Annotated in this window: 21 protein-coding genes; 10 read left to right on the top strand and 11 right to left on the bottom strand. The window is 64.4% G+C overall.

Features of this window, described 5'->3' with window-relative positions; all coding sequences use genetic code 11:
• Positions 1-5: 5 nt before the first annotated feature.
• From rapZ to ACODTA_RS03330, 4 genes are read right to left on the bottom strand one after another with little or no spacing between them, the layout of a single operon-like run.
• A complete protein-coding gene (gene rapZ, locus ACODTA_RS03345; RefSeq protein ID WP_489064384.1) occupies positions 6-932 on the bottom strand; it encodes an RNase adapter RapZ in 927 nt (308 codons plus the stop codon).
• Positions 929-1,363 carry an HPr kinase/phosphorylase gene (locus tag ACODTA_RS03340; protein ID WP_489064383.1) on the bottom strand — a complete coding sequence of 145 codons (435 nt, stop codon included), beginning with the start codon at positions 1,361-1,363 and terminating at the stop codon, positions 929-931. The genes rapZ and ACODTA_RS03340 overlap by 4 nt, the downstream gene beginning before the upstream one ends.
• Positions 1,360-2,937, bottom strand: coding sequence for a sensor histidine kinase (locus tag ACODTA_RS03335; RefSeq protein ID WP_489064382.1), 1,578 nt, complete (start codon positions 2,935-2,937; stop codon positions 1,360-1,362). Before ACODTA_RS03335 ends, ACODTA_RS03340 begins: the two co-directional genes overlap by 4 nt.
• On the bottom strand, positions 2,912-3,616 hold the full coding sequence (locus ACODTA_RS03330; RefSeq protein WP_489064381.1) for a response regulator transcription factor: 705 nt from the start codon (positions 3,614-3,616) through the stop codon (positions 2,912-2,914). The genes ACODTA_RS03335 and ACODTA_RS03330 overlap by 26 nt, the downstream gene beginning before the upstream one ends.
• Before the next feature lie 204 nt (positions 3,617-3,820).
• On the opposite strand from ACODTA_RS03330, the gene ACODTA_RS03325 reads away from it, so the two are divergent.
• From ACODTA_RS03325 to ACODTA_RS03305, 5 genes are all read left to right on the top strand, one after another.
• A complete protein-coding gene (locus tag ACODTA_RS03325) occupies positions 3,821-5,431 on the top strand; it encodes a phosphoenolpyruvate carboxykinase (RefSeq protein ID WP_489064380.1) in 1,611 nt (536 codons plus the stop codon).
• Positions 5,432-5,473: 42 nt separating this feature from the next.
• Positions 5,474-5,938 carry a hypothetical protein gene (locus ACODTA_RS03320; RefSeq protein ID WP_489064379.1) on the top strand — a complete coding sequence of 155 codons (465 nt, stop codon included), beginning with the start codon at positions 5,474-5,476 and terminating at the stop codon, positions 5,936-5,938.
• Between the two features lie 65 nt (positions 5,939-6,003).
• Positions 6,004-6,450, top strand: coding sequence for a hypothetical protein (locus tag ACODTA_RS03315; RefSeq protein WP_489064378.1), 447 nt, complete (start codon positions 6,004-6,006; stop codon positions 6,448-6,450).
• Positions 6,447-7,256: a ferredoxin--NADP reductase gene (locus ACODTA_RS03310; protein ID WP_489064377.1), complete on the top strand. Its 810-nt coding sequence runs from the start codon at positions 6,447-6,449 to the stop codon at positions 7,254-7,256. Before ACODTA_RS03315 ends, ACODTA_RS03310 begins: the two co-directional genes overlap by 4 nt.
• A 65-nt stretch (positions 7,257-7,321) precedes the next feature.
• Positions 7,322-7,675, top strand: a complete 354-nt coding sequence (locus ACODTA_RS03305) for a hypothetical protein (RefSeq protein ID WP_489064376.1) — start codon at positions 7,322-7,324, stop codon at positions 7,673-7,675.
• Here ACODTA_RS03305 and ACODTA_RS03300 read toward each other — a convergent pair whose 3' ends face one another.
• From ACODTA_RS03300 to ACODTA_RS03285, 4 genes are read right to left on the bottom strand one after another with little or no spacing between them, the layout of a single operon-like run.
• Positions 7,676-7,996, bottom strand: a complete 321-nt coding sequence (locus ACODTA_RS03300) for a hypothetical protein (RefSeq protein ID WP_489064375.1) — start codon at positions 7,994-7,996, stop codon at positions 7,676-7,678.
• Entirely contained in the window at positions 7,993-9,813 is a 1,821-nt protein-coding gene (locus ACODTA_RS03295; RefSeq protein WP_489064374.1) for a DUF885 domain-containing protein, read from the bottom strand. Before ACODTA_RS03295 ends, ACODTA_RS03300 begins: the two co-directional genes overlap by 4 nt.
• A gap of 46 nt (positions 9,814-9,859) precedes the next feature.
• Positions 9,860-10,306, bottom strand: a complete 447-nt coding sequence (locus ACODTA_RS03290; protein ID WP_489064373.1) for an NfeD family protein — start codon at positions 10,304-10,306, stop codon at positions 9,860-9,862.
• A 13-nt stretch (positions 10,307-10,319) separates the two neighbouring features.
• Positions 10,320-11,267 carry an SPFH domain-containing protein gene (locus ACODTA_RS03285; RefSeq protein ID WP_489064372.1) on the bottom strand — a complete coding sequence of 316 codons (948 nt, stop codon included), beginning with the start codon at positions 11,265-11,267 and terminating at the stop codon, positions 10,320-10,322.
• 113 nt (positions 11,268-11,380) lie between these two features.
• On the opposite strand from ACODTA_RS03285, the gene ACODTA_RS03280 reads away from it, so the two are divergent.
• The 5 genes from ACODTA_RS03280 to ACODTA_RS03260 all read left to right on the top strand — a co-directional run bounded on the left by ACODTA_RS03280 (position 11,381) and on the right by ACODTA_RS03260 (position 16,108).
• On the top strand, positions 11,381-12,193 hold the full coding sequence (locus ACODTA_RS03280; protein WP_489064371.1) for an HpcH/HpaI aldolase/citrate lyase family protein: 813 nt from the start codon (positions 11,381-11,383) through the stop codon (positions 12,191-12,193).
• Between the two features lie 120 nt (positions 12,194-12,313).
• Complete coding sequence (guaB, locus tag ACODTA_RS03275; protein WP_489064370.1) at positions 12,314-13,771, top strand: IMP dehydrogenase; 1,458 nt, start codon at positions 12,314-12,316, stop codon at positions 13,769-13,771.
• A 48-nt stretch (positions 13,772-13,819) separates the two neighbouring features.
• A complete protein-coding gene (locus tag ACODTA_RS03270; RefSeq protein ID WP_489064369.1) occupies positions 13,820-14,992 on the top strand; it encodes an RsmB/NOP family class I SAM-dependent RNA methyltransferase in 1,173 nt (390 codons plus the stop codon).
• 26 nt (positions 14,993-15,018) lie between these two features.
• Entirely contained in the window at positions 15,019-15,537 is a 519-nt protein-coding gene (locus ACODTA_RS03265; RefSeq protein WP_489064368.1) for a tetratricopeptide repeat protein, read from the top strand.
• 175 nt (positions 15,538-15,712) lie between these two features.
• The gene (locus ACODTA_RS03260; RefSeq protein WP_489064367.1) at positions 15,713-16,108 is read left to right on the top strand and encodes a hypothetical protein; all 396 of its coding nucleotides are present in this window, start codon (positions 15,713-15,715) and stop codon (positions 16,106-16,108) included.
• A gap of 38 nt (positions 16,109-16,146) precedes the next feature.
• On the opposite strand, the gene rsmA is transcribed toward ACODTA_RS03260, so the two are convergent.
• From rsmA to ACODTA_RS03245, 3 genes are read right to left on the bottom strand one after another with little or no spacing between them, the layout of a single operon-like run.
• Complete coding sequence (rsmA, locus tag ACODTA_RS03255) at positions 16,147-16,977, bottom strand: 16S rRNA (adenine(1518)-N(6)/adenine(1519)-N(6))-dimethyltransferase RsmA (RefSeq protein ID WP_489064366.1); 831 nt, start codon at positions 16,975-16,977, stop codon at positions 16,147-16,149.
• A 10-nt stretch (positions 16,978-16,987) separates the two neighbouring features.
• Positions 16,988-17,980 (bottom strand): 4-hydroxythreonine-4-phosphate dehydrogenase PdxA, encoded by a 993-nt coding sequence (pdxA, locus tag ACODTA_RS03250; protein WP_489064365.1) that lies wholly within the window; start codon positions 17,978-17,980, stop codon positions 16,988-16,990.
• Positions 17,981-17,993: 13 nt separating this feature from the next.
• The gene (locus ACODTA_RS03245) at positions 17,994-19,355 is read right to left on the bottom strand and encodes a peptidylprolyl isomerase (RefSeq protein WP_489064364.1); all 1,362 of its coding nucleotides are present in this window, start codon (positions 19,353-19,355) and stop codon (positions 17,994-17,996) included.
• Positions 19,356-19,389 lie beyond the last annotated feature (34 nt).

Here is a 19,389-nt window from a genome sequence, read left to right as displayed (position 1 = left end):
GAAATTCATGAGCCTGCTTTCGGCGCTCCCTCCATCGCGTCCAGCGGTTTAGAGGCCAGATCGCGGTGGGCGACCGTGAGGGAAAAACCCGCATAGCGCAACCTTGCCGCCACACGCTCAGCGACATGAACGGAACGATGGCGCCCGCCCGTGCAGCCGAAGGCAATGGTAAGATAGGATTTTCCTTCCTGCGCATAGCGGGGCAGGAGGAGAAGGAGCAGCGATTCGATCTGCCGCAGCGCCTGATCATATGCCGGATCCTTGGCGACATAGGCGCCCACTGCCTCATCCAGGCCGGTTTTTGGGCGCAGCGCCAGATCCCAATGCGGATTGCGCAGGAATCGCATGTCGAACAACAGATCGGCGCTGCGCGGAACGCCGCGCGAATAGCCGAAGGACATCACGGTGATCGTCGGTTCTTCCGGTCGGGCGCCGCCGAATCGGGCGCGGACCTGTTGCTGCAGTTCGTTGGAAAGCGTCTCGGTCGTGTCGATGACATGTTCCGCCCAATGGCGCAGCGGCCCCATCAATTCGCGCTCGCGCGCGATTCCGTCGGAAACCGGTCGGTCCTGCGCCATGGGATGTCGGCGGCGCGTCTCGGAGAATCGGCGTTCCAGTTCCGTCCCCGCGCAATCGAGGAAAAGCGTCTCGACGTCGTGGCCGTGCAGTTCGCGCAATTGCCTGATGCGCATGATGATCCGATCGGGATCGAAACCGCGCGTTCGACTATCGATGCCCAGCGCCAGCGGTCTGTCGTCGCCCTGAGCGTCGAGCGCCTGGGGGGCGGCAAGCAGCCGGTCGAGCAGGCCGAGCGGCAGATTCTCGACGCCTTCCCAGCCCATATCCTCCAGGCAATTCATCACCGTCGATTTGCCCGCGCCGGACATGCCGGTGACAAGCAATATGCGTTTCGGGCGCGCGGGATCGTTCATCGGTTCGCGCCAATCTGCTGGAGCGCCAGTTCCACCTTGATCGGTGCCGATGCTTCCAGCCCTGCGAGAACCATACATGGTATCTCCACGCCCATGATCGAGCGACTGCGCCCCGGCTCCGGTAGCCGTTCGGGCGGTGCGCTCAGGGATACGAACAGTGCGATCGGCATATCTTCACGATAGGGCAGCTCGACGATGCCGATGCCGCGCACTTCGATCTTGCCCGCTATATTGGGTGCGGCGGCCGCGGCCAGGCCCTGCGGCAGCCGCTTCACCAGCGTATAATCGTCGCTCACCAGTTCGGCGCCGCGATCGATCAGTCGTAATGCCAGATCGGATTTCCCCGATCCTGACACTCCTTCGATCAGCACGGCGCGGCCGGCGATCGCGACGGTCGAGGCATGGAGCAATTCGGTCGAGAGCGGGGTCAAGCCGGAGTCTCCACGGCAGGCAGGGTGACGACGAAACGCGCGCCCGGGCCGGAATCGGGCCGGTCCTGGACGATGATCGTGCCACTATGCCCTTCCACGATCGTATTGGCTATCGAGAGCCCAAGTCCGGAATGGCGCCCGAAGCCGTCATCTTCCGGGCGATCGCTGTGGAATCGGCGGAAGATCGTCTCGCGCGCGCTTTCAGGTACGCCCGGCCCCTCGTCCTCGACCGAAATCAGGATATGTTCGCCCGAATGGGTGGCGTCGATCCGCACCAGCCCGCCCGGTGGCGAAAAGGAGACCGCGTTGTCGAGCAGGTTCTCGACGACACGCGCCAGCTTCGACCCGTCGCCGCGCACGATTGCGCTGCCCTTGCGCGGTCGTGCGAAGGCGATCGGAATGGCGCCATCAGTGCCGCGCGCCTCGCGGCTCTTCAGGATGGTTTCGATCAGGATGCCCAGGTCCACGGGTTCGAACGCGGCGCGCGACAGTTGCGCATCAAGCCGTGACGCTTCGGCCACGTCCGTGATCAGCCGATCGAGCCGCAGGACATCGTCTTGCACGATCGCCAGCAATTGGGCCTGGAGCGCGGGATCCTTGACGGTCTGCAAGCCTTCGACCGCGGACCGCAGCGAGGCGAGCGGGTTCTTGAGCTCATGCGTCACATCGGCGGCGAATGCCTCGATCGCGTCGATCCGCATGTTGAGTGCATGGCTCATATCGGCAAGCGCACGCGCGAGCATGCCAATCTCGTCGCGGCGCGATGGCAGGCGGGGGACTTCCACGTCGCGCGCACGTCCTAGCCGGACGCGGACCGCCGCCCAGGCCAGTCGCCTGAGTGGCCGAACGATGGTGCGCGCCAGGAACAACGAAAGCAGCACCGATACCAACGCGACCACCGCGATCACCACCCCCAGGCGGAAGCGCTCGGCCCGCACGATCCGCGTGATGTCGCGCGCATTCTCGACATAGAGCAAGGTGCCGCGCTCGGCATGGGGCAGGGGGATAGCGGCGGAGATCATCAGCGTGCGGTCGGGGGCCAGTCGCACCGCCGTATCGGCGCCGCGGTTGGCGTTTGCGCTGGCGATCTCGCGCCAGGCCAGGCCATTGTCGGGGCGCGGTTCGACATAGGGGGCGGGGCGGTCGGCGCCGGCCACCGCATCGATCGCGCGATCGAGGAAGCGGGCGGCATGGCGCTCCCATGGTTCCGCATCGGGATCGCGCAATGTGTAATTGGGGCTACCGAGCGCCCAGCTATCGGCGACCAAGGCGCCGTTTGGCGCGTAAAGCCGCAGCCGGCCATTGCCTTCGCGCGCCAACGACAGCAGCAGGCTATCGCGATCAGCGGGCCGCGCGATGTCGAGCGCGCGCGCCATCAGTTCGATCTCTCGCGAGATCTGTTCGCGGCGGCTGTCGACCAACCGGGCGCGATAGCTGTCGAGATAGAAGAAGCCGCCCGCGAGCAGGGCGAGCGCGAAGATGTTGACCGCAAGGATCCGGCGGGTCAGCGACAGCCGACCCGACCAGACGAGCGACAGGTCGCCCTCGCTATTCCTCGGTAAATCGGTAGCCACGGCCGTAGAGTGTATCGATGGCGTCGAATGCGTCGTCTACCTGGCGGAACTTGCGGCGCAGGCGCTTGATATGGCTGTCGATGGTGCGATCATCGACATACATGTCTTCCTGATAGGCGGCATCCATCAACTGGTCGCGCGACTTGACCACGCCGGGGCGACGGGCGAGCGATTCGAGGATCAGGAACTCGGTCACGGTCAGCGTGACTTCGCGGCTGGCCCAGACGACACGGTGGCGCGCCGGATCCATCTCCAGCCGGCCGCGCACGAGCATTTCGGCGGGCTCTTCCTCATCGCCCTGTGGCTGTGCCGCCAGTTCCGTCCGCCGCAGGATCGCGCGGATCCGCGCGATCAGCAGACGCTGAGAGAATGGCTTCGCGATATAATCGTCGGCACCCATCGCAAGGCCCAGCGCTTCATCCAGTTCGTCATCTTTCGACGTCAGGAAGATTACCGGAACATTGCTTTTCTCGCGCAGCCGTCGAAGCAGTTCGAGCCCGTCCATCTTGGGCATCTTGATATCGAACACGCAAAGGTCCGGCGGGTTTTCGGTGAGCGCCTTCAACGCGTTCTCACCATCGGTGTAGAGGCGCGTGACGAAGCCTTCGGCCTGCAACGCGATCGACACCGAAGTCAGGATATTCCGATCGTCATCGACGAGCGCGATCGTGGCGGACATTCCAGAACAGACTCCCTGGCCCCTGACCCGTCAGGATTCAGCCGGTCGCGGTGTAGAGCAAGCCGCGTCGTCCCGCAAATCGCACATGACTGCGTTGTCATGCCGGCCGGTGTTTGACCCTGCCATCCACAGCCGATATGCGCGGGGCATTGACCGCCGGCGCCCGGATAACGGGCGCGGCATTATCGTATCAGGAGACACGCGTTGACCGACCGCACCCCCGAATTCTCGCTCGATGCACAGGGGATCAGGACGGGCGCCCAACTCCATTGGAATCTGGGTACCGCGCCGCTGGTCGAATTGGCTGTCCGCCGTGGTGAGGGCGTTCTTGCCAAGGATGGTCCGCTGGTCGTCGAGACCGGCAAGCATACGGGGCGTTCGGCCAAGGACAAGTTCATTGTCAGGGATGCCGAGACCGAAGCCACGGTGTGGTGGGGCGACACCAATCGCGGCATGACGCCCGAGCATTTCGCGGCGCTGAAGGCGGATTTTCTCGCTGCCGTCGACGCCAAGGAAACGCTGTTCGTCCAGGATCTGTTCGGTGGTTCGCAGCCCGAACATCGCGTGAACGTGCGCGTCGTCACCGAATTCGCCTGGCACAGCCTGTTCATCCGCACCCTGCTGGTGCGTCCTGGCGCCGAGTCGCTCAGCGGCTTCGTGCCCGAATTCACGATCATCGACCTGCCGAGCTTCCGTGCGGATCCGGAGCGCCATGGCTGCCGTTCGGAAACCGTGATCGCGGTCAATTTCACCGAGAAACTGATCCTGATCGGCGGCACCGCCTATGCCGGTGAGATGAAGAAGTCGGTGTTCGGCATCCTCAACTACAAGCTGCCCGTCGATGGCATCATGCCGATGCACTGTTCCGCCAATATCGGCCCTAAGGGCGATACGGCGGTGTTCTTCGGCCTGTCGGGCACGGGCAAGACGACGCTTTCGGCCGACGCCTCGCGCACGCTGATCGGCGACGACGAGCATGGCTGGTCGGACACGGCGGTCTTCAATTTCGAAGGCGGCTGCTATGCCAAGATGATCCGGCTCTCGCCCGAGGCGGAGCCCGAAATCTTCGCGACGACCAAGCGTTTCGGTACCGTGCTCGAAAATGTCGTGATAGATCCGGTCTCGCGTGAGATCGATCTGGACGACGACAGCCTGGCCGAAAACAGCCGCGGTTCGTATCCGATCGAATTCATTCCCAATGCGTCCGAGCAGAATATGGGGCCGGTGCCGCGCAACATCGTGATGCTTACGGCGGACGCTTACGGCGTGCTGCCGCCGATCGCGAAGCTGACGCCCGATCAGGCGATGTACCACTTCCTGTCGGGTTATACCGCGCGTGTCGCCGGCACCGAGATCGGCGTGACCGAACCGACCGCCACCTTCTCCACCTGCTTTGGCGCACCGTTCATGCCGCGTCACCCGTCGGTCTACGGCAATCTGCTCAAGGAGCGGATCGCGAAGGGCAATGTCGATTGCTGGCTGGTCAACACCGGCTGGACCGGCGGGTCCTATGGCACCGGCAACCGCATGCCGATCAAGGCGACGCGCGCGCTGCTCAATGCCGCGCTCGACGGCAGCCTGAACGACGCCGAGTTCCGCACCGATCCCAATTTCGGTTTCCAGGTGCCCATCGCCGTGCCGGGTGTCGACAGCACGATCCTCGATCCGCGCTCGACCTGGGCGGACAAGGACGCCTACGACGCCACCGCACAAAAGCTGGTTCGCCAGTTCATCGACAATTTCGAGCAATTCGAAAGCCATGTCGATGACGGTGTGAGGCAAGCCGCGCCGCTGGCCCTCGAACCCGCCGCCTGATCCGGCCCGGTCATTCCGGGCCATTCCGCAAGGAAGCCCGAAATGACCGACCATGAAATCCGACTGTTCGAAACCGATGCCGCCGTCGTCCATGTGGGCGACGGCCTGATCGCGTGCACGCTGCCGCGTCCGGAATGGACGCACGAGGCGCATCTGGCCGCCTGCCTCCATATCGTCCGCGACCGGGCGGATCTGCTGCCCGAACGTGACCTGCCCGTCATCATTCGCCGTTACAATGAAAGCGTCGGCGGCGTGAATGACGATCATCAGGGCTATCACGAGACCATCACCCAGGCCTTTATCGCCGCCGTCCGTGTACATCTCGCCGAACGCCCGCCGGGTGAGCGACTGGTCGAATCGGTCAACGCATTGCTGGTCTCGCCGCGCGGTATGCGGGATTGGCCGCTCAACCATTATTCGAGAGATCTGCTGTTCTCCGTCGCGGCGCGACGGGCATTCGTCGCGCCGGATCTCGAGCCATTGCCGGAATGGGAGAAGGGCGGTTGACGCATCCGCCGCGTCCGATTAACTGCTGCTATTGATATTCAGTCGCAATTAAACGGCAGGTGGACATGTATGATTTCGTCGATCGGCGCGTGACATCGCTCGACCGTGGCGGCCGCTTCCTGATCTGGTCGATGCGGTCCTGGCTGGCGACCTATGGCGAGGGGCGCTGCCCTGCAGCGGCGCTCGGGCCGGCTTTCGTCAAATGGGGCATGATCGAAGCGCTGCCGCATTTCGCGATGGCGATGACAGTGCTGGCGCGTCACGCGCATCATCCGATCTCGTTCGCGCCGTTGCCCTGTGGCCGCGTGCGCGAGGACGAAGCGCTGATGCTCGGCCTGTTCCGCGCGATGCGAGACGATACGCCCGATCGCGTCACCGAAACGCTCGGCCTGATTGTCGACGAAGACAGCGTGGCGCCGCTGCTGACTGCCCTGACCGCGCTCGCCATGCGCCTGGCTGATGCCGGACTGATCCCTGAAACACCCCATTCTACCGCGAGTGAAACACGATGAGCGATCGCAAACCCGAAATGCTGGCACCTTCGACAGCGCTGACCGTTGAAGAGGTGCGTTCGGTGCGTCATTGGAACGCGCATCTGTTCAGCTTCACGATCACGCGCCCGCCCAGCTTCCGCTTCCGTTCCGGCGAGTTCGTTATGATCGGGCTGCCGGGAGAAGGGCGGCCGCTGCTGCGTGCCTATTCGATCGCCAGCCCATCTTATGCCGACGAGCTGGAGTTCCTGTCGATCAAGGTGCTTGATGGCCCGTTGACCTCGCGCCTCCAGCAGATCCAGCCGGGCGATCGACTTTTCCTTGGGCGAAAGCCGACTGGCACCCTCGTCGCGGATGCACTGCTCCCCGGCAGCCGGCTGTTCCTGCTTTCGACCGGTACCGGCCTTGCGCCGTTCCTCAGCCTGATCCGCGATCCCGATCTCTACGACCGCTTCGGCCAGATCGTGCTCGTTCATTCGGTGCGGAGCATCAGCGATCTTGCATTCCGCCAGGAACTGGAAAGTCAGCTCGCCGGCGATCCGCTCGTACAGGACCAGGCGCTGCTCCAGCTCGAATATGTGCCGACGGTGACGCGCGAGACTTTCCACACGATGGGCCGCATAGATGCCCTGATCGACAATGGCGGGCTGTTCGGCGGCCGCTGCACCGGCCCGCGCATACTCGATCCCCAGACCGACCGGATCATGATGTGCGGTTCGATGGCGATGATCCGCGATCTTGCCGCGCGCTTCGAGGGGCTTGGTTTCTCGGAAGGCTCGAACGCGGCACCGGGGCATTATGTTATCGAGCGCGCCTTTGTCGGTTGATCCTTTTGCAGGTGACGGCTCTCCCGATCGGGCTTAACCTCGATCAACCAATAAGGAGACGATCGATGAGCGGCATATTGGATGGCCTGGGCGCAAATCTCGAAGAACTGGGCGCGCGTTTCGGGGTCTCCCCCGACCAGATCCGGTCGGTCACCGAAACGATCGGGGCGAATTTGCAGGGTGGCGTGGGCCAGACCCAGGCGATTGCCGACGCGGCCGGTGAGCATGGATTGTCGCTGGAAAAGCTGCAGGGCGTGCTGGCCGAATTGGGCGGCACCGGTGCGCTGGAGAAACTGGGGCTCGATCCTAATGGCGACCTGTTTGGTCAGGTCACCGGTTTTCTCGATAAGGATGGCGACGGCAGCGCGATCGACGATCTGACCGACTTGGCCAAGGGCTTTTTCGGCGGAAAAAGCTGATCAGGGCAGCGAGAGGCTGCTCGCGGCCACGTCGTGATGCTCGACGTGCAAGGGGCGATCGAGCAGATAATGATCGTCGTCGGGATAATAGCGGGCGATGGTGATGTCGTCGCCCGCGAAGCCCCGGATATCGTCGAGCGAACGCCACCAGCTCAGCGTCGTCACTTCGCTGGTGCCGTCGCCCAGATCGCGAAACAGCATCTGGAAGCCGAGATTGCCGGGGGTCGAGGTATAGTCGGTACCGCCCGTTCCCTCGATATACGTCCGATAGGCGTCTCGCTCCGCCGTGCGGATCAGGCCCCTCCAGCGGCGCAGGATCATGATCTCTTGTCCTTGATATAGGCGTCGACATTGGTCGCCAGCACGTCGAGCGGAACATTGCCACCCAGCACCACGGTGTCGTTGAATGCCTTGAAGTCATAGGCCTTGCCGAGCGCTGCTTCGGCGCGGCGGCGCTGGCGGTTGATCTCGCTATGCCCAACCTTGTAGCCGCAGGCCTGGCCCGGCCAGGAACAATAGCGGTCGACTTCGCTCGACACTTCGTCGATGGACGAGCCGTTGGTCTCCGAGAACCATTTGACCGCCTGCTCGCGCGTCCAGCGCTTGGCGTGAAGGCCGGTATCGACGACCAGCCGGCAGGCGCGGAAAGCGATCGACTGGAGGTAACCGAGCCGGCCGACAGGGTCATCGGCATAGACACCGAGTTCGGCCGCCAGTTGCTCAGCATAGAGCGCCCAGCCTTCCGAATAGGCGTTGAATGCGAGGATCGAGCGGATCAGCGGCAGTTTATAGGCATATTCACCCTGCCAGACATGGCCGGGGATCGCCTCGTGATGCGTCAAGGTCGGCAGGCTGTAGCGATTGTGCAGGCCGGTCGTGTGCAGGTTGATCCAGAATTTGCCTGGCACGGTGCCGTCGATCGATCCGGGGCCGCCATAGGCACCGGGCGCGCCGGGCTCCTCCTCGGGCGGCAGGCGCTTCACCTCGACATTGCCGCGCACCAATGTGTTGAATGCCTGAGGCATCCTGGCGCGGATGGTGGCGAGATGCTGCTGGATGAAGGCCATGATCTCGGCCCTGCCCGGATCTCCCTCGGGAAAGAGGAAGCGCGGATCCTTGCCCAATGCGGTCATGCGCTCGCCCACACTGCCCTTGCTGTAGCCCAGGCCGCGCAGGATGCCGTCCATTTCGCCCTGTAATGTCCGCAGTTCGTCGAGGCCCATCTGGTGGACCTCTTCGGGTGTCATCCGTGTCGTGGTCGCCGCACGCAATGACCAGGCATAAAAGGCGGCGCCCTCCGGACGGGCCCACATGCCGGCGTCGGCGGTGGCACGCGCGCGCTGTGCGGTAAGCTCCGCGATCTGGCGATCGAGCGCGGGGGCTACGCGTTCGACCGCGATCCGGCGCGCGCGCGCCGCCCAATCCCCCGGGATCGAGCCCGTACGCCGTTCGATCGATGCGACCAGCCCGCCGCCCTCGCGCGCGCCCTTGGCGGCAAGCCGAAGCTGGCCCAGCGCCTTGTCGATCAGGAAGGACGGGGCGACCAGGCCCTTTGCGCCTGCCGCCTTCAGTCGCGCCAGTTCGCCGTCGAGCTGGTTCGGATAGCTTTCCAGTCGTGCGATATAGGCTTCCGCATCCCCGGCGTCGGCGATCTGGTGCTCGCTGTCGAGGAACCGGGGGGTGTCTAGATAGGCGCCGACATTCTGGATCACGACATAAGGCGTATTCCGCCAGCCGCCGACCGCCACGTCGCCATAGGGCTGCGCGAAACCATCCAATGCGAGCCTGAACGCGCTGCGCACGACGTCGATGCTGGTGCGCGTCCCATGCGAGAGTGTGGCCGCATCGATCCTGTCGAGCCGGGCGAGATCGGCGCGCGCCTGGTCCGCGATGCGCTGTTGACCCGCCTGGGACCTGTCCATGAGTTGGGAGTGGAGCGCGGCGCGCGCGCCTTTGTCGATGCCCAACGAGGTCGCGGACTCGGGATTGAGCCGCAGCAGATTCTCCGCGATCGAATCGAGCAGCGCGTTTGCCGCCGCATCGCCGGATTGCGCGTGTGCATCGGCCGGAAACATGGCCAGCGCGCCGATGGCGGCGGTGCCGGCGAGCATGTCGCGGCGGGAAAATTCGGTCGTCATTGTACGCGACTCCGTGGTCTCGATATCGATGGGTAACGATAGGGCGTCAGGCGATGGGCTCGACGAGCAGGATGCCGCGATCCACCCCGGTCACGCGCAGCCGTGCGCCTTGTGCGAAATCGCCGCCCTTCGCGCTCCAGACGCCATCGCCGACCCGGACGCGGCCGATACCCGATTCGAAAGGCTCGACGGCGGTCACGATCTCTCCGACCAGCCTGGCGGCGCGATCGTTGAGCAACGGATCGGCGCTTTCGATCGGGTTGAGCGCGAACCAGCGCCGCCCGGCGAAGACCGCGACGATCGCGAGCACCGCGAATGCCGCGAACTGCGCCGGTTCGTTCAGGCCGAAGATCAGCGTCGCGATGCCGGTGAGCAGGGCGGCGCCGCCGATCCACAACAGGAAGAAGCCTGGCAGTATGATTTCGGCCGTGCCGAGTATCGCCGCCAGGATCAGCCATACCCATTGCGGTTCCAGCGGAAAGACGTCCATCATCGCGCCGACCCCTTCAGCCCTGTTGTTCGAACGGCCCGGGCCGCTTGCGTGTCGCCGGCGGGGGCGGTGCCGCAGGCGGGGTGGTATTGCCGCCCAGCGCGTCCTTCGCCAGTTCGCCGATGCCGCCCAGCGTGCCGATCAACTGCGTCGCTTCCACCGGGAACAGGATGGTCTTGGCATTGGGGGAGGTGGCGAATTGCCCCACAGCCTCGACATATTTCTGCGCGATGAAATAATTGATCGCCTGCGCATTGCCGTTGGCGATCGCATCCGACACCATCTGCGTCGCCTTGGCTTCGGCCTCCGCCTCGCGCTCGCGCGCCTCGGCATCGCGGAACGCGGCTTCGCGCCGGCCCTCCGCCTGCAGGATCTGCGCCTGTTTCTCGCCTTCGGCGCGCAGGATCTCGGATGCGCGCAGTCCTTCGGATTCGAGGATCGCGGCGCGTTTCTCGCGCTCAGCCTTCATCTGGCGCGCCATTGCATTCGAAATATCCTGAGGCGGGCGGATATCCTTCACCTCGACGCGCGTGATCTTGATGCCCCAGGGGCCGGTCGCGTGATCGACGACGTTGAGCAGGCGGGCGTTGATCTCGTCGCGCTTGGACAGCAGCTCGTCCAGGTCCATCGATCCCATCACCGTGCGCAGGTTGGTCGTGGTCAATTGGAGGATCGCGACATAGAGTTCGGAGACCTCATAGGCAGCCTTGGCGGGCTCCAGCACCTGGAAGAACACGACGCCGTCGACCGCGACCATCGCATTGTCCTTCGTGATGATCTCCTGGCCCGGAATGTCGAGCACCTGTTCCATCATGTTGACCTTGCGGCCGACCCGATCGACGAACGGCACGATCAGGTTGAAGCCGGGATGCGCGACATGGGTGAAGCGGCCGAACCGCTCGATCGTATATTGATAGCCCTGCCGGACCACCGTGACGCCCGCGACGACGAACGCGACGACCATGACAATGAGAAAAAGCAGGAAATATTCCACGGCATCCCCCTCCGAAGGCCAATGGCGGGATACTGCCCCGCCAGCGCTTGCCCGCCAAGCATAATCGGGCGAAGAGCGTGGCCATGACCCATTCGACATTTTCTCCGCGCAGCGCGCTTTATCTCCCGGCTTCCAACGCTCGTGCGATCGAGAAGGCGCGGGGGCTCGATGCGGACATGATCATGCTCGATCTCGAGGATGCCGTGCCGCCTGATCGCAAGGACGAGGCGCGCGCCGCTGCTGTCGCCGCCGTGGAAACGGGCTTTGGTTGTCCGGTCGCGATACGGATCAATGCGATCGGCAGCGAATGGCACACCGCCGATCTCGATGCAGTGGCGCACTCGCGCGCCGACTATATGGTCTTGCCCAAGGTCGAATCGCCGAAGGCGCTGGCGGCGTCCGGCAAGCCCTTGCTGGCGATGATCGAGACTCCGGACGGTGTGCAGGCAGCAGCGACGATCGCGCGTCAGCCGGGCGTCGCCGGGCTGATCGCCGGCACCAACGACCTGAAGGCGGAACTCCGCATCCCATCGGGCGCGGGACGAGAGGGGCTGGTGCTCGCGTTGCAGACGATCGTGCTGGCGGCGCGCGGCGCAGGCATCATCGCGCTCGACGGCGTCTGGAACCGGCTGGACGATCCTGCGGGGCTGGAAGAGGAGTGCCGGCAGGGCAGGGCGTTCGGCTTCGACGGCAAGACGGTGATCCACCCCGCTCAGATCGAGATCGCCAATCGGCTGTTCGGGCCTGACGCAGCGGAACTGGAGGATGCGCGTGCGTTGATCGCCGCGTTCGATGGTGGGGCCGTGCGATTCCGAGATCGGATGATCGAATCCATGCATGTGGATGCCGCGCGGCGACTGATCGGGCAGGCGGAGGGTTTACGCCGGACCGATTAGCTGTCAGTGGCTCTCCATGAGAGCGCCGCTCGATTCCTTCATCGCCAGTCACTGCCGCGTTTCGCGCGGGTGGGCGAAATGTATTCCGGGCGGCCCCAGCGACGGAGCCTGCTGCTGACCATGGATATCGCCCTCGGCCTCACTTTCGACGACGTTCTGCTGCGCCCCGGTGAATCCGACGTTCTGCCCAGTCAGGCGGATACGCGGACCCGGATCACGCGTGATATCGGGCTGAACATCCCGATCCTGTCCTCTGCGATGGATACGGTCACCGAGGCCGACATGGCGATCGTGATGGCGCAGCTTGGCGGGATCGGCGTGCTCCACCGCAATCTGAGCATCGAGGAACAGGCGGACGCCGTTCGCGCGGTGAAGCGCTTCGAATCGGGCATGGTCGTCAACCCGATCACCATCGCGCCCGATCGGCCGCTGGCCGAGGCACAGGATCTGATGGCGCGCCATCGCATCTCCGGCATTCCAGTGGTCGAAGCCGGCGGACGGCTGGTTGGCATCCTCACCCATCGTGACGTGCGTTTCGCCGAGAATCCCAATCAGCCCGTATCCGAGCTGATGACGCACGAAAATCTGGCGACGGTGAAGCTGGGCGTCAGCCAGGAGGAAGCACGCCGGCTGCTGCACCAGCGCCGCATCGAAAAGCTGCTGGTGGTGGACGATTCCTATCATTGCGTCGGCCTGATCACCGTCAAGGATATCGAAAAGGCGGTGACCTATCCCAACGCCACCAAGGACGGCTCGGGCCGCCTGCGCGTGGCGGCGGCGACGACGGTGGGCGACAAGGGTTTCGAGCGCACCGAGGCGCTGATCGACGCGGAGTGCGACCTGATCGTCGTCGATACCGCGCATGGTCATTCGAAGATGGTCTCGGCCGCGGTAGAGCGGATCAAGCGGCTCTCCAATTCGGTCCAGATCGTCGCCGGCAATGTCGCTACAGCTGAAGCGACGCGCGCGCTGATCGGTGCGGGAGCGGACGGCATCAAGGTCGGCATCGGCCCGGGATCGATCTGCACCACCCGCGTCGTCGCCGGCGTCGGCGTGCCGCAATTGACCGCTGTGATGGAATCGGCGGAGGAAGCCGCCAAGTCGGGCGTGCCGGTGATCGCCGATGGCGGCCTGCGCACCTCGGGCGACATTGCCAAGGCCTTGGCGGGCGGCGCATCGAGCGTGATGGTCGGGTCGTTGCTCGCGGGGACCGAGGAAGCGCCGGGCGAAAGCTTCCTGTATCAGGGGCGTGTCTATAAATCCTATCGCGGCATGGGTTCGGTCGGCGCGATGGCGCGTGGATCGGCCGACCGCTATTTCCAGCAGGACATCAAGGATCAGCTCAAACTCGTGCCCGAGGGCATCGAGGGGCAGGTACCGTTCAAGGGGCCGGCCAAGGACGTTATCCATCAGCTTGTCGGCGGCGTGAAGGCGGCGATGGGCTATACTGGCTCGAAGACGATCGAGGAGTTGCAGAGCCGGGCGCGTTTCGTACGCATCACCAATGCGGGTCTGCGCGAAAGCCATGTCCACGACGTGAGCATCACGCGTGAGGCGCCCAACTATCCGACACGGTAAACCTGATTGAGCTGACGCTCTTTCAGGTTGGGTGAATGAGGTCGAAGGATGACGCCCCAGGCGAGAGTCCAGGCAGCGATCGATCTGCTCGACGAGATCATCGCCGCAGCACGTGAAGGTGGCGCGGCGGCGGACACGTTGATCGCGCGATATTTCAAGTCGCGCCGCTATGCGGGATCCAAGGATCGGCGCGCGGTGCGCGATCTTGTCTATGCGGCGATCCGCCGTTCGGGCGAGCGCCCTGAAACCGGGCGAGCGGCCATGCTCGGCGTTGCGGACCACGGATTGTTCGATGGATCGGCGCATGGGCCGATGCCGATCGCGCCGGGCGAAGCGATCGCCAGCGCCACGCCGGTTCCTGGCTGGCTCGTCGATCGACTGGCGGTATCGGATCTGGCCGAACTGGTGGCGCTGCTCGAACGCGCACCGCTCGACTTGCGCGTCAATCGCTTGAAATCGACCCGGGACGCGGCGCTGGCCGCGCTGCCGCAGGCGGCAGCGACCGGTCATGCGCCGGACGGCATCAGGCTTCCGGAAGGGTTCGCGGTGGAAGCACATCCGCTCTGGCAATCCGGCGCCGTCGAAGTTCAGGACGAGGGCAGCCAGCTCATCGCTCTCGCTTGCCGCGCGGCGCCCGGCATGACCGTGGTCGATCTGTGCGCGGGGGCTGGAGGCAAGACGCTCGCTTTGGCAGCCGACATGGCAGGTGGAGGGCGATTGATCGCCTGCGATGTGGTCAAGGCCCGGCTCGATCGTCTGGCCCCACGTGCCGAGCGCGCGGGCGCGGCGGGGATCGAGAGCCGGCTGTTGGATGGCGGGCACGAGAGCGCGGCATTGGCTGACCTGGTCGGACAGGCGGATATCGTGCTCGTCGACGCGCCCTGTTCGGGCAGCGGCACATGGCGGCGCAATCCGGAGGCGCGCTGGCGGCTGACGCCGCAGCGGCTGGATGCGATCACGGCGTTGCAGGCACGGATCGTCGATCTTGCGATGCCTTTGCTCAAGCCCGGCGGATCGCTTGTCTATGCCGTGTGTTCCCTGATCGACGCCGAAGGGCGGGATCAGGTTGCGGCCGCGCTTTCCCGCCATTCCTGCTTGACGGCGGAAACCCCGATACCCCATGTTGGGCGGATGAGGGGCGATGGGGTCATGCTAACCCCCGCAAGGGATCGCACCGACGGATTTTTCGTCGCGAGACTGACACGGGCGGACCAGCCATGACCCGATCGCCGATATTGGAGACGATCATGCGTTACACGCCTGCAACGTGCGCTCTTGCCCTTGTGCTTGCCTGCGTTTCCAGCGCGGTGAGCGGGCAGCGGCCCGATGCCGAGATTTCGCCGCAATCGCTCGCGCTGCTGCAGGAGGGGCAGGCGCTTGCCGCTGCAGGCAACCTCCAGGGTGCCAACGACGCGCTCGAAAGTGCGCTCGTCGCGGATCCGCGCAATCGGCAGGCCTATGTCGCGCTGGCGGACGTGGCGAAGAAGCAGGATCTGAACGGCAAGGCTATTCGTTTCTATCGCGAGGCGCTGAAGATCGATCCGAATGACCTCAACGCGCTTGCGGGACAGGGCGAGGCGATGGTCGCCAAAGGGGCGGTAGAGAAGGCGCGTGAGAATCTGGCGCGGATCGAGAAGTTGTGCGTCGCGCGCTGCGCGGAACAGAGCCAACTTGCCGCGGCGATCGAAAAGGGACCCGCGCCGACGATGCTGACGGTGAAATCGGTGACGCCAAAGCCGGTGGTGACACCGAAGGAATCGAACTGAAGATTTTGATTTAGAATATTATTTTCTGCTCAGAGTTCAGCCACTGGCCTTTGGGTCCGAGTTGATGGCTGGCTGATTTCAATCCATTCTGGTCAGAACTGGGCTTCCAGCGTCGCTGTCGCTCGGGCTAAGGTCGCGCAAGCGGTGTGTTGACCGCGCCGGGGAGGGGATATCGATGAAGAGTTGCCCGATGTGCGGCAATGATGCCGAAAACAGCGCCTCCACTTGCTCTTGTGGATATAGTTTTGCGGGTAAAGTGCCCGACGGTACCGCCAGTTCGCGTCCTTTGGAGACAGATCAAGGCACAGGCCACGGAATGATGCGAAGCCTTGGCATCATCATGTTTATGCTCGGTTTGTGTGTCATGGGGTATGCCGCGTTCATCTTCGATCCGAGCCTGGAAACGCCCTTTGCCGGCTCGGATATCCTGCCGGATCGCCTGAACAATCTCGGCTTGATGCAACGGCAGACGATGCTTTTCATATTGGGCGGAGTTGGCGTGTGTGTCGGGAGTGTTGTGTGGACCGGCGGCGCGATCTGCGCGGCTCTGGAGAAGCGGATCAGGCGTTGATGAGCGATCTGCCCGCCGAAACTGCGAGGCCGCTGCTGTTATGAACCGGGATCGGATCGCATGGCGCGCGCGACAGCGACGAATTCATCGACGCTCAGCGTCTCGGCTCGTCGCGTGGCCTCTATGCCCACTGACGAGAGCGCCTCGATCGCGCCCGGCAACCCCTTAACGCTCTGGCGCAGCATCTTGCGCCTTTGCCCGAATGCGGCGGCGGTCAGCACCTCAAGCGCGCGGACCGAAACGCCCGTTGGCGCCTCGCGCGGTGTCAGATGGACCACGGCGGACATCACCTTGGGCGGCGGCGTGAAGGCGGAGCGATGGACGGTCATCGACAGCCGGGCGTCGCTGCGCCACTGGCTGAGCACGGCAAGACGGCCATAGGCGCTGGTGCCGGGCTTGGCGACGACGCGCTCCGCCACTTCCTTCTGGAACATCAGCGTCAGCGATTTCCACCATGGCGCCCAGTCCGCCGTCGTCAGCCAGCGTACAAGCAGCGCCGTGCCGACATTATAGGGCAGGTTGGCGACGACATGAGCGCCGGGCACGGTTCGGGGTTCGTCGATTTCCAGTGCGTCGCCTTCGATCACGCGCAGCATGCCGGGCTTCCAGGCTTCGAGTTCGGCCAGCGCGGGAATGCAGCGGCGATCACGTTCGACGGCCACGACATTGGCGTCCGCGCGCAGCAGCGCGCGCGTCAGCCCGCCGGGGCCGGGGCCGACTTCATAGGCGGTTTCACCGGCCAGCGCCCCGGGGATGCGCGCGATCCGATCGAGCAATTGTTCGTCGAGCAGGAAATTCTGGCCCAGGGCCTTGCTCGCATCCAGGCCGTGCCGCGCGATCACCGTGCGCAGCGGCGGTAATTCGCTCATGTCCGATACGTCACAGGGGAGAGACTTCGCGGTGACGCATCGCTTCCGCCGCCATCCTGATCGCCGCGATCATCGCACCGGGCTCGGCTTTGTCCTTCCCCGCGATCGCGAACGCGGTGCCATGATCGGGCGATGTGCGGACAAAGGGCAGGCCGAGCGTCATGTTGACGCCTTCGTCGAAATGCAGCGTCTTGAGCGGGATCAGCGCCTGATCGTGATACAGGCACATGGCGACGTCATATTCGGCGCGCGCGCGCGGGTGAAACATCGTGTCAGCGGCAAGCGGCCCCTTGGCGTCGATCCCCAATTCGCGCAGCCGTTCGATCGCCGGGATCAGGATATCGATTTCTTCCCGGCCCAGCGCGCCATTTTCTCCGGCATGAGGATTGAAACCAGCAAAGGCGAGCCGAGGACTGGCAATGCCGAAGTTGCGTGTCAGGCCCTTCGCGGTCGCGACCGACCGCGTGACGATCAGATCGATCGACAGCAAGTCTGAAACCGCGCGCAGCGGCAGGTGGGTGGTGATCGGCACGACTTTCAGCGTCGGCCCGGCGAGCAGCATCACCGCGTTTTCCTTGGCGATGCCACAGCGCTCCGCCACGAACTCGGTCTGTCCGGGATGAGTGAAACCGATAGCGTAGAGCTGCGCCTTCGAAACCGGGCCGGTCACCAGCGCGCCGGCCGCACCCGATCGCGCCAGTCCTGACGCGAGTTCGAGCGAATCGAGCGAGCAGCGGGCGCCTTCCACATCGGGCACGCCCGGCGTGATCGTTCCGCCGTCCTCGATATTGAGTAACGGCAGGCCGCGATCGAAAGCCGCGATCGCTTCGGCGGGATCGCCGATCCGCTCGATCCGTCCATCCCACACCGCGCACACCGAACGCGCGTCGCCGACGACAAAGAAGGGATGCAGCCCGTGGGCATGGCGTTCCGCCCAGGCTTTGGCTGCGATTTCAGGGCCTATTCCTGCCGGATCACCAAGCGAGATTGCGAGCGGGGTCACGCGTCGCGTCCTCTCACTGATAATCGACGACCGCGTCGCGCCTCAGATCGCGCAGATAGCGTCGGGCACGACGGTTGATCCGTTCCTCTTCGATCTGCGCCATGATCGCGTCGAACGACGGGCCGCTGGCGTTCTGGGGATCGTCGCGTCCGCACAGCACCAGCACGCGCACACCTTCCTCAAGCGAGCCAAAGGGCGGTGTCGCCTGGCCGATCTGGAGCTTGAGCAGGATATCCTGAAGCTGCGGGGGAAGATCGCGGACCTTCACCTGATCATTGTCGACGACTTCCGCGCCGAACTGCGCCGCTGTAGCCTGCACCGTACCGCAACCGCTGATCGCACGCGTCGCCGTGGCGAACTTCTCGACCTGCGGTGTCGCCTGTGCCTGTGTAGAGCCCTTGGGGAAGCTGATCGCGACCTGCTTCAGGCTCATCACGGCGTCGCGCGGATCGGCGGTCAGCACCTGGCGCTGGTCGATCTTGACGAGGATCGAGATACCGCCCGGCACCTGGATCGGACCGGCTACCTGGCCCACGGTCATGCGCTGCGACGCCTCGGCCAGCGGCCCGGGAAGCTGTTCGGCGCGAAGCCAGCCAAGATCGCCGCCGACGGCGGCGGTCGACGCTTCGGAGAACTGCCGCGCATACGCGGCAAAGGAACCACCCTGCTGGATCTGCTCCATGATCCGCTGCGCATTGGCTGCGGTTTCGTTGATCGTCTCGGGCGTGCTGGACAGATAAATCTCGCCCATATGATATTCGGCGCTGCCCTTGGTGGCGTTGAGCCGGTCGATGATCGACTGGACCTCTTCCTGCGCGACGTTGACGAAGGGGGTGATCTTGCGGCCGAGAACACGATTCCAGGCAAGCTCGCCTTCGATCTGACGCTTTATGGAGCGTTCCGAAGAGCCATTGGCTTTCAGGAATTCCGCCATCTGCTGCGGCGTGCGCTTGAAGTTCTGCGCGACTGCAGCGTAGCGCTGATTGACTTCCTCGGCTTTCACCTCGACCTCTGCGGCCTTGGCTTCCTGGATCTGGAGCGTCTCGTCGATCAGGTTGCGCAGCACCTGCACGCGCAGCCGTTGCTTCTCCTCGTCGGGAATCTTCGACCCCTGGTTTGCGAGCAGCACCAGCGCCAACCGTTGATCGACATCGGTCGCGGTGATGACTTCGCCGTTCACACGCGCAGTCGCCTTGTAGACGTTCGGCTCGGTCTTTCCGAAGAATTGCGGATTTGCGGGCACGTTGAGCGGCGCGCTGGGCACGCTCGCATCGTCACGCACCGTTTGCGCCACCGCCACGCCCGCGGCGATCGTGCTCGAAAGCAAAAGGCCGGCTCGCGCAATGCGCCCAATGCCGGAAAAACCTGCCATCATCCTGTGGCTATCTCCAAAGAATCCCGCCAACGTC

This window comes from Sphingomonas sp. FG14 (assembly GCF_057809675.1).
This window is presented reverse-complemented; position numbering and strand designations above follow the sequence as displayed.